Below are 10,508 nucleotides of genomic sequence, written 5' to 3'. Positions count from 1 at the left end.
CTGCCAGCTAGCTGGCAGTTGGCCTACGACGGCGGCTGTTCCCCCAGGGGAGCAGCCGCCGTCGTTTTTTGGTTCCGCCACTGTGTTGGCTGGGCGGTGCAGGCCCGCGCCTAGACTGAAGTCCATGACCGGTGAAAAGGATCTCCCCACGCTTCTGGCAGCCATGCATCCCGTCCGCCGCGGAGGCGAGTTCGTCTATGTCCTGTGGCCGCACGGCAGGCCGCTGGCCGGCGGAATCATGGCCGCCGTCCGGGAAGCCGAGGGGCTGACCGTTGTGATGCCCCGGGCCGACGCGGACAGCATGGGGCTGTCCTACGACTTTGTCGGGGCCTGGATAACCCTTGAGGTGCATTCCTCGCTGGAAGCGGTGGGTTTGACGGCCGCCGTCGGCGCCGCCCTGACCGAGGCGAAGATCAGCTGCAACGTGCTGGCGGGCTTCCACCATGACCATCTCCTGGTGCCGGTGGCCGACGCCGACCGGGCGCTGGAAGTGCTGCACGAGCTGGCGGCGGACAACCGCCGGGAAGGCCCCGCGCCGACGCTCGTGCTGCGCACGGAGCAGCCCGAAGACCGTCCCGCCATCCTGGCCCTGACGGCCGCGGCCTTCGCCGTTTCCCCGGTGACCGGACTGCCTGTGGACGGCGAGCCGGAGGAAGTTGGCCTGCTCCGGCGGCTCTTCGACTGCCCCGAGTACCTGCCGGAGTTCAGCATTGTCGCGGAACTCGACGGCGAGGTGGTGGGCCACGTCATCAGCACCCGCGGGTGGGTCGGGGAGCTCGAGCTCCTGGGACTCGGGCCGATCGGCGTCCTGCCGCGGCTGCAGCGCCACGGCATCGGCACCGCGCTCATGAAGGAGACTGTGGCGCGGGCCAACGCCGCGGGGGAGCGGGGGATCGCGCTACTGGGCAGCCCCGAGTACTACTCCCGCTTCGGCTTCGTGCCGTCCACGTCCCTCGGGGTGGAGCCGCCGGAGGCAGGCTGGGGCGCCCACTTCCAGCTCCTCCCGCTCGCCGTCTGGCCAGGCGGCGTGAGCGGCACCTTCCGTTACGCAGGCCCTTTTTCAGGCTGATCCGGCCCGCGACGGGATACCATGGACCGGGCGCCCCAGTAGCCCAATTGGCAGAGGCAGCGGACTTAAAATCCGCGTGTTGTGGGTTCGAGTCCCACCTGGGGCACATCTTTACGCTACGCCGTGTTGTTGTCCCTCGACGCCGCACGTTGGCCCCACGCCGCGCCGCTCCGCGGGCGGCCCGTTTCCCAGTTCTGTCCTGTCCCTTGATGCCTCCGCCGCGCGCCAAAAGACCGCAGGGAACCGTCCAGATTTCCTCTATGCAACGAGTGTTATAAGGATGTGACCGTAGTCACTTATTTTCGCGTCAAATTTGCACTAGCTTGAAGTGGAATCAGGAACACCTGATCTTTCGCGTCAAAGGCCGTTCGCACCTTTAGATCGAGGAGCTTGTACATGACTTCACTCCCCCAGGTTGCGCCCCGCATCGCTAAGCTGACAGCGCTTAGCATCGGCGTCGCCCTTCTGGCTACGGCTTGTGGTGGTTCGTCCACCCCGAGTTCGTCGGGCTCCAGCTCAGCCGCGGCCGCCGGCATCGCTTGCCCGGCCCCCAGCGCCTCCGGCGCCGGAACCACCGCCGCTAACGCGGGCGGGTCCGTCCCCGCCTCGGCCACCACCACCGAAACGCCCCTGAAGATCGGCTCGCTCCTGCCGACCACGGGTTCCCTCGCCTTCCTCGGCCCGCCCGAAATTGCCGGCGTGAACCTTGGCATCAAGGAGATCAACGACGCCGGCGGCGTCCTGGGCAAGCCGGTCGAGGTCATCCACCGGGACTCCGGTGACACCAAGACCGACATCGCCACCCAGTCCACCACGGCACTGCTCGGGCAGGGCGTCAGCGCAATCATCGGCGCAGCCTCCTCGGGCGTATCCAAGACCGTGATCAACCAGATCACCGGCGCCGGCGTGGTCCAGTTCTCCCCGGCCAACACGTCCCCGGACTTCACCACCTGGGATGACAAGGGCCTCTACTGGCGCACCGCCCCCTCGGACGTGCTCCAGGGCAAGGTCCTCGGCAACTACATGGCGTCCTGTGGAGCTCAGACCCTGGGCATGATCGTGCTCAACGACGCTTACGGCACGGGCCTGGCAAAGAACGTCCAGGCCGCTTTCGAGGCGGCCGGCGGCAAGGTTGTTGCCCAGGAACTCTTCAATGAAGGCGACTCCCAGTTCAGCAGCCAGGTGGACAAGGTTCTCGCCGCCAAGCCCGACGCCATTGCCCTGATCACCTTCGACCAGGCCAAGAGCATTGTCCCCCTCATGACGGGCAAGGGCGTCAAGCCCAACCAGATCTTCATGGTGGACGGCAACATGTCCGACTACAGCAAGGATTTCCAGCCGGGAACCCTCAAGGGCGCCCAGGGCACCATCCCGGGTACCTTCGCCAAGGATGACTTCAAGAAGAAGCTCCTGGCGATTGACCCGGCGCTGAAGGACTACAGCTACGCAGGCGAGTCCTACGACGCAGTGAACCTGATCGCGCTGGCGGCCGAGGAAGCCAAGAGCACCAAGGGTGTCGACATCGCGGCACACCTGAAGGACGTTTCCCAGGGCGGCGAGAAGTGCAACGACTTCCCGTCCTGCGTCACCCTGCTCCGCAACGGCAAGGACATCGACTACGACGGCCAGTCCGGTCCAGTCACGTTCTCCGACGCCGGCGACCCCACGGAAGCGTACATCGGCATCTACGAGTACAAGGATGACAACACCTACGTCCCCGTCAAGGAAGAATTCGGCAAGCTGTAAGCCGCTTCCCCTCGACACACCGAAGACCCCCGTCCTTCACCGGACGGGGGTCTTTTGCGTCTCCGGAGACCCGGGGCAACAGATCCGGGTCCGTGGAACCAGGCGGGGGCTACGGAATCGGCAATACGCTACGGAACCGGCAATACGCTACGGAATAGGACGAGGGCCGCCCGGATCCGAGGGGCGCTGGTCCGGAACCGGTGCGGAGACGGGACGTGAGGACGCCGGGAGTGGACCGGCTTCGTGGGGTCGGCTCCGGCGGGCGAAGCGCTGGGAGGGGTGCTGTGTGCCATCGGGAGGCCGCGGAACTGGAAATACGCTACGGAACCGGCAATACGCTACGGAATCGGACGAGGGCTGCCCGGATCCGAGGGGCGCTGGTCCGGAACCGGTGCGGAAACGGGACGTGAGGACGCCGGGAGTGGACCGGCGTCGTGGGGTCGGCTCCGGCGGGCGAAGCGCTGGGAGGGGTGCTGTGTGCCATCGGGAGGCCGCGGAACTGGCAATACGCTACGGAACCGGCAATACGCTACGGAACCGGACGAGGGCTGCCCGGATCCGAGGGGCGCTGGTCCGAATCCGGTGCGGAAACTGGCTCGGGTGAGGGGCCCGCCGGGTGGGCCCACGGCGGCAGGGATCTCTGTCCGGGCGTGCCAGGGGAGGGGGCCGCCGGGGAGCGCGATGCGCAGGCGCCTGGCAAGTGGCTGCGGAGGCGCCCGGTGGGGCTAAGTGCGCCCGGAGCCTCCAGCGGGTGCAACTTCCCGCTACCGCGCACGCCGGGCATGCAAAAGGGCCGCCACCGGCTGGTGACGGCCCCTCTGCTCGGGATACTGCCCGAAGCAGAACTACTCGACGGTGTCCGCGAGCGTTCCCAGGTAGAGCTGGATGACCTTGGGATCCTTCATGAGCTCCCGGCCCGTGCCCGTGTACGCGTCCTTGCCCTGGTCCAGCACGTAGCCGCGGTCACAGATCTGCAGGCAGCGGCGCGCGTTCTGCTCCACCATGATGACGGAGACGCCGGCCCGGTTGATCTCGTGGACCCGCAGGAACGTCTCATCCTGCTTGACGGGGGAGAGGCCGGCCGACGGCTCGTCGAGCAGCAGCACGGCCGGATCCATCATGAGCGCCCGGCCCATGGCCACCATCTGGCGCTCGCCGCCGGAGAGCGAACCGGCCCGCTGCGCGCGCCGCTTGCCCAGCTCCGGGAACAGGCTGGTGACGAAGTCGAAGCGCTGGGAGAAGTCCTTGGGCCGCTGGAACATGCCCATCTGCAGGTTCTCCTCGATGGTCAGGGCCGCAAACACGTTGTTGGTCTGCGGCACGAACCCGACACCCCGGCTGACGAGCTTGTTGGCCTTGAGCCCGGTGATGTCCTGCCCGCGGACCACCACGGAGCCGGAGTGGACCTTGACCAGGCCGAACATGGCTTTCAGCAGAGTGGACTTGCCGGCGCCGTTGGGGCCGATGATGCCGATCAGTTCGCCCTTCCGGGCCTCGATGCTGCAGCCGTTGAGGATATTGACACCGGGAATGTAGCCGGCCACGAGGTCGGTGACCTTGACGACCGAGTCCCCTTCGAAGGCGGGATGGGCGGAGGGTGCCGCGCTGGTGGCGCTCATTCTGTGTCCTTCTCTGTGCGGTTCGGCTGCGCTGTGCTGCCCGACTCATCAGTGCGGTTCGGCTCCTCGGAGCTGCGGCGGCCGTGCGCTGTCCCGTTCGGCTCCTCCGCCTCCGTGGTGAGGACGTCGGCGGAGATGATGCCGGCGTTTTCAGTGCCGACGATCGAGTCCTCGTCGGCCACCAGCTCGGCGGCCAGTTCCTTGATGCCCTCAGCGTCGCCGAGGTCGACGTCGTGGTGGGCGCCGAGGTAGGCGTCGATCACTGCGGGGTTCTTCATGACCTCGGCGGGCGGGCCCTCGGCGACGATCTTGCCTTCGGCCATGACGACGACCCAGTCGGCAATGTGCCGGACCATGTGCATGTCGTGCTCGACGAACAGGACCGTCATGCCCTCGGACTTGAGGTTCTTGATGTGATCGAGCAGCGACTGCGTCAGGGCCGGGTTCACGCCGGCCATCGGCTCGTCCAGCATCACGAGCTTGGGCCGGACCATGAGCGAGCGTGCCATTTCGAGCAGCTTGCGCTGGCCGCCGGACAGGGACGCCGCGTAGTCGTCCTTTTTGGCGTCCAGCTTGAACTTCTCCAGCAGCACGTTCGCTTCCTGGGTGATCTTCTTCTCCTGGCCGCCCCAGATGCCCTTGAACAGGGCCTTGGAGAGCCTCTCGCCGGACTGGTTGGAGGCGCCCAGACGCATGTTCTCCATGACGGTGAGCTTGCCCATGACCTTGGTGAGCTGGAAGGTGCGCACCATGCCCATCCGGGCGACCTTGTAGGAGGAGACACCCGCAATGCTCTGGCCTTCGAACTGCCAGCTGCCCGAATTTGGGGTGTCGAATCCGGTCAGGAGGTTGAACAGGGTGGTCTTGCCGGCACCGTTCGGGCCGATCAGCGCCGTGATCTTGTGACGCGGGATCTCGAGGTGCCGGACGTCGACGGCGTTGATGCCGCCGAAGCTGCGGGTGACGTTTTCGGCCACCACGATCGGATCACGCTTCTTGCAGCCGGGGGCGATCTCTCCGGCGGCGATCGGACGGGTGTCCGTCATGTAGTCGATCTCTTCCGACATGCGGGGTTCGCCGCGCGACTCTTCGCTTGGAATGCTCATGCGAATGCCAGCTCCTTCTTGTTGCCGAGGACGCCCTGGGGCCTAAAGATCATCAGCAGCATGAGCGCCACGCCGACCAGGATGTAACGCAGCTGCCCGGCCTGGACCGTGTTCAGCCAGGTGATGGTCCCGGACTCGATCAGGCCATAGAGGATGCCCTGGGTGAGCGAAAGCACCACCCAGAAGATCATGGCGCCGACCACCGGGCCAAGGACGGTGCCCAGACCGCCCAGCAGCAGACAGGTGTAGAGGAAGAAGGTCAGTTCCGTGCCGTAGTTGGCAGGCTGGACCGCGCCGCGGGGGATCGTGAAGATCATGCCCGCCAGGGCACCGAGCACGCCACCGATGATGAGGGCCTGCATCTTGTAGGCGTAGACGTTCTTGCCGAGCGACCGGACGGCGTTCTCGTCCTCGCGGATGCCCTTGATGACCCGGCCCCACGGGCTGCGCATCAGCAGCCAGACCAGGAGGCAGAACACGGCCACGACGGCCCAGGCAACCACCCGGATGAAGAAGTCGCGGTTGTTCATGCCGATATAGGTCCCCGGAGGGAATGGGTTCATGGCGTAGAAATCGCCCTCGAAGGCCGCCAGGCCGTTGGCCGAACCGGTGACGGCGGTCAACTGGTTGGTCGTGACGACATAGCGCACAATTTCCGCCGCCGCGATGGTCACGATGGCCAGGTAGTCAGCCCTGAGCCGCAGCGTCGGGATGCCCAGCAGGAGGGCGAAGATGGCCGAACAGACGACGGCGACGAGCAGTCCGACGAAGAACGGCACATGGAACGTCAGGGTGGAGATGGCGAAGCCGTAGGCTCCCACCGCCATGAAGCCCGCCTGGCCGAAGTTGAGCAGGCCGGCATAGCCGAAGTGGACCGCAAGGCCAAGGGTGGCCAGGGCGTAGGCAGCCGTCGTCGGGCTGAACAGTTCGCCGGCGGCGCTGGAAAAAATGAATCCGAAATCCATGGCTGTCTCCTAACCCACGCGCTCGCGGCGGCCCAAAATGCCCTGAGGCCGGAACAAGAGGACAACAATCATGATGAACAACGCTCCCACGTATTTGAGGTCGGCCGCGAGGCCGAACACGGTGGTCAGCTCAACGAAGATGCCGACGATGATGGAACCGACCAGGGCGCCCCAGACCGTGCCGAGGCCGCCGAGCGTGACGCCGGCGAAGATGAGCAACAGGATCTGCGACCCCATGTCGAAGGTGACGCCGGGCCGGTAGTAGGCCCAGAGGATGCCGCCGAGGGCGGCGAGCATGCCACCGACCACCCAGACGATCCGGATGACGGAGTCGACGTCGATGCCGGAGGCCGCGGCCAGCGCCGGGTTGTCGGCCACCGCGCGGGTGGCCTTGCCGAGGCGGGTCTTGAGCAGGACGACGCCGAGGGCGGCGATCACGGCGGCACTGATGAGGAGGGACCAGAGGTTGTTGGGGGAGATGGAAACCGGACCGATCAGGATCTCAGCACTCTGTGCGAACGGCAGCTGCTGGGTGGCGCCGCCGAAGTAGAACTGGATCACATAACGCACGGCCAGAGCCAGGCCGATGCTGACGATCATCATCGGAACAAGCCCGGTTCCGCGGCGCCGCAACGGTTTCCACAGTCCCGCATCCTGGACGTAACCGAACAAGCCGCCGCCTATGATGGCCAGGATGATGGCCAGCCAGAACGGCAGGTGCATGGCGTTGAAGGCGAACACCAGGACGGCGCCCAACGTGACCATCTCACCGTGGGCGAAGTTCGTCAGACCCGTGGTGCCGAAGATCAGCGAGAGGCCGACGGCCGCCAGGGCAAGCAGCAGGCCGAAGCTCAGGCCGGCCACCAACCGGTTGAGCAGGTTCTGCCAGAAGTTCTGCTCCTCGACGACAATGCCCTTGCCAAAGGCGAAGATCACCGAAAGGTTCGAGGTCTGACTGAAGGTGACCTTGCGGGGGTTCTCCTGGCCCTCGGCGAGCTTGATGCCCTTCGGGAGCGTCGAGTCATCGAGTTTGACCACGTAGGTTCCCTGGGTGGGGACTCCGATGGTCCAGGCGCCGTTGGCTCCGGATTTTGTGGTTCCCGTGAAGTCGCCGTTCGTGGCGGTGATGGTGACCCCGGCGATCGGCGCGCGGTCGTCGCCGCGCAAGAAGCCGCTGATGCTGTTGGTGAACTCGGTAGCCGACGGGGATGGTGTCGGCGAGGGGGTCGTAGCGCTGGATGCCGGGGCAACGATGAGCAGTAGCGCGGCTATGGCGGCACATACGGCCCCCACAGTCCTCAATAGTCTGCCGCGCCGTCGCTGCGACAGGCCGCTCGTTGTGCTTCTCAAATTGAAAACCTCCACATGGGGGTGCTGTGGGTTGCGCCTTTGCAACCGCTGCGAACGGTCAGGGATCCGGCTTGTGATGTCCGTCACCCTGTGTGGCCTATGCTACAGCCCGGGCGGCCTAATGAATGCCGCTGCGAGCAGGCAGAACGTCGCGATCGGGTAACAACCGTGAAGTCGCGCCGGAGCCTCACTTTAGGGTTGCTAAAGAAAACTTTTGTTGAGTCCGAGTATGCCTAAACAGTGGGACCACGGGGCTCCGATCCGCGCGGCCCGGCCCGGGACGCGTGCCGTCGCCGGGCGGGGGTCAGCCGGGCCAGTTCAGCCAACTCGCCGGAGCCGGGGCTCCAAGCTTTTTCCAAGTGCTCCCGGGTTATGGTGCGAAGAGCGCCAGAACCTGGAGCCCAGTGCGGGAGTCCAGTGCCGAGGTCCAGAACCGAAGTCCGGACGCCACGTCCGGGTCCCTCAGTCCGGAACCCGGGTCCGGTGCCGATAGCAGGGGCCGATCTTGGAGGGCCGACCGATGAACCGGGTGGTCAAGCTATGCCTCGCGGGCTCAGTTGTGCTGGCGATTCTGGGTATTCCCGCGCTCAGCCTCGGCCCCGTGACTGCCGGGGCACAAGCCTGCACGCCGTCTGTCGGGCCACCTTCCGTTCCTTATCCGGGGACGGCAGCGGCAGCTTCCAGTTTCGAAGCGGGCACGCTGGACGGGTTCGGCGTTTCCACTTCCGGGACAGGTCATGTCTCGGTGTCCGCCGGGCTGTCGCACTCCGGAAACTGCGCCGCCGTCCTGCACACCACCACGGCGCCCGGCTCCATGGCCAAGATGACGGTGGGCCTGACGCCCGGGACCACAGAAGCATATGCGGACGGCTGGTTCAACATCGCTGGAGAGGGACAGGTGGGGAACAACGTTCCCTACTTCCGGTTCTTTTCCGGCCGCCTGCGCGTCATGGATGTCTTCCGTCAAAACGTCTCTCATGAGCTGATGCTCCGGATTTCTACACCCGAAGGCTTCACGTACACCACCCTGCGGCAGGATGTGCCCACGAATTCCTGGCACCGGCTGGTCATGCATGTTGTCCCGAACGGTCCCGGGACGAACGTCCAAATCTGGTGGGACGGGCGTTCCGTCTATGCGGGCACGGTCAGCATTCCGGCGACGACGGTGGATATGGTGCAACTCGGCTCCGAACACGACCAGCAAATGGCCGACATCTACGTCGACGACGTCATCGTCACCAGCGGCACGGGAACGCCGGCGCCGGTTCCCGGCCCGCTCCCGGAGTCAAAGGGGGATCCGTCGAAGCCCTTCAACGACTTCCGCGGGGACGGACAGGCGGTTGTGCTGGCCGCGGGGACTCTGGCCGCGGACACCGTTGTCCGGCGTGGCCGGCGCCCCGCGCGAATGGCCCGGGCCTGATCCGGCACCGCCGATCCCTCGCCTTCAGGTCACGGTTCGGTTGCGGCGGCCGCAAGGGGGAACTATCCCTCCCTGCCGCCCGTGGGAATTGGTAGCGTGACTATGTACAGTCCCATTCGTATTGTCCGCATTCAGTTATCCGCACCGTAATAATTCGCACCGTAATTATCCGCATCGCACCGGATCAACCCCGCACCCTAATCTTGGAGGACACCCGTAATGGCACCTGGCGGAAACCCGATCTTCAGCGGAAAGAATTTCCGCGAAGCCACCCAGGCACCGCCTGCCCCGCAGGCCCCGTACGGTCAAGGCTCTTACGGCCAAGGCCCCTACAGCCAGAACTCCTATGGCCAGAACGCCTATGGGCAGGCCCCGCAGGGGATGACCCAGGAACAGCTCCAGGACCTGTACAACCGGCCGGCGGCCGGCCCCGCTGACATCGGCCGGATGACGTAGGACGACGTCATCATCAAGACTGCCGGGTGCCTCGCCGTTCTGGTGGTCGGCGCCGCAATGGCGCTCGCGGTCCCGCAGGGCACCGGGTCCATGCTGATGATCCTTGGCGCGCTGGGCGGCTTCGCCCTCGCCATGGTCAACACCTTCAAGAAGCAGCCGTCTCCGGCGCTCATCCTGGCCTACGCGCTGCTGGAAGGCTTCTTCCTCGGTGGCCTGACCCGTATCCTCGACAACCTGTACCCGGGAGTCGGCATCCAGGCCGTCGTCGGGACGCTTTCCGTCTTCGCCGTGACGCTGGTGCTGTTCAAGAGCGGCAAGGTCCGGGCGACGCCCAAGCTCATGCGGTTCTTCATGATCGCGCTGATCGGCTACGCGGTGTTCGCGCTCGTCAACCTCGTCATGATGTGGACCGGGGCCGTGAACACGCCGTTCGGCCTGAGCACCAGCGTGGAGATCTTTGGCATCCCGCTCGGCGTCTTCATCGGTGTGCTGGCGATCGGCCTGGCCGCGTTCTCGCTGATCATGGACTTCACCAGCATCGAGGCGGCCATCAGCGCCGGAGCCCCGCAGCGTTTCTCATGGACCGCCGCGTTCGGCCTCACGGTCACGCTCGTCTGGCTCTACGTCGAAATCATCCGCCTGCTGTCGATTCTCCGCGGCAACGACTAACCGCCGTCGTTTCCGGAACGCACTGGTTGTCCAAGCTGCTTTCCGAGTAAGGGCCCCGCCGCTGGCGGGGCTCTTCGATTTTCCCGGCCGGCGGCCCCGGCCGGGTGC

At 65.8% G+C, this 10,508-nt stretch carries 7 protein-coding genes, 1 tRNA gene and 1 pseudogene; 5 read left to right on the top strand and 4 right to left on the bottom strand.

The window, feature by feature from the left end; translation table 11 throughout:
• Positions 1-124: 124 nt before the first annotated feature.
• The 3 genes from ABD243_RS08435 (at position 125) to ABD243_RS08425 (ending at position 2,815) form a co-directional block, all read left to right on the top strand.
• Complete coding sequence (locus ABD243_RS08435; RefSeq protein WP_344364229.1) at positions 125-1,069, top strand: N-acetyltransferase; 945 nt, start codon at positions 125-127, stop codon at positions 1,067-1,069.
• 32 nt (positions 1,070-1,101) lie between these two features.
• Positions 1,102-1,175, top strand: a tRNA-Leu gene (locus ABD243_RS08430).
• Positions 1,176-1,465: 290 nt separating this feature from the next.
• A complete protein-coding gene (locus tag ABD243_RS08425; protein WP_344364226.1) occupies positions 1,466-2,815 on the top strand; it encodes an ABC transporter substrate-binding protein in 1,350 nt (449 codons plus the stop codon).
• 845 nt (positions 2,816-3,660) lie between these two features.
• Here the strand turns inward: ABD243_RS08425 and ABD243_RS08420 are convergent.
• The 4 genes from ABD243_RS08420 to ABD243_RS08405 are packed head-to-tail and all read right to left on the bottom strand — an operon-like array spanning position 3,661 to position 7,798.
• Entirely contained in the window at positions 3,661-4,434 is a 774-nt protein-coding gene (locus ABD243_RS08420; RefSeq protein ID WP_116765994.1) for an ABC transporter ATP-binding protein, read from the bottom strand.
• Positions 4,431-5,540, bottom strand: coding sequence for an ABC transporter ATP-binding protein (locus tag ABD243_RS08415; protein WP_344364222.1), 1,110 nt, complete (start codon positions 5,538-5,540; stop codon positions 4,431-4,433). Before ABD243_RS08415 ends, ABD243_RS08420 begins: the two co-directional genes overlap by 4 nt.
• A complete protein-coding gene (locus tag ABD243_RS08410; RefSeq protein WP_116765995.1) occupies positions 5,537-6,505 on the bottom strand; it encodes a branched-chain amino acid ABC transporter permease in 969 nt (322 codons plus the stop codon). The genes ABD243_RS08415 and ABD243_RS08410 overlap by 4 nt, the downstream gene beginning before the upstream one ends.
• A 9-nt stretch (positions 6,506-6,514) precedes the next feature.
• Positions 6,515-7,798, bottom strand: a complete 1,284-nt coding sequence (locus ABD243_RS08405) for a branched-chain amino acid ABC transporter permease (protein WP_202615791.1) — start codon at positions 7,796-7,798, stop codon at positions 6,515-6,517.
• Positions 7,799-8,375: 577 nt separating this feature from the next.
• On the opposite strand from ABD243_RS08405, the gene ABD243_RS08400 reads away from it, so the two are divergent.
• Entirely contained in the window at positions 8,376-9,275 is a 900-nt protein-coding gene (locus tag ABD243_RS08400) for a hypothetical protein (RefSeq protein WP_344364216.1), read from the top strand.
• 219 nt (positions 9,276-9,494) lie between these two features.
• Positions 9,495-10,400 (top strand): annotated as a pseudogene (locus ABD243_RS08395) (Bax inhibitor-1/YccA family protein).
• Positions 10,401-10,508: the final 108 nt, after the last annotated feature.

It is taken from the genome of Arthrobacter humicola (assembly GCF_039531445.1).
Classification (GTDB): Bacteria; Actinomycetota; Actinomycetes; order Actinomycetales; family Micrococcaceae; genus Arthrobacter; species Arthrobacter humicola.
The sequence above is the reverse complement of the archived record's forward strand: the minus strand, read 5'-3'. Positions and strand labels throughout refer to the sequence as shown.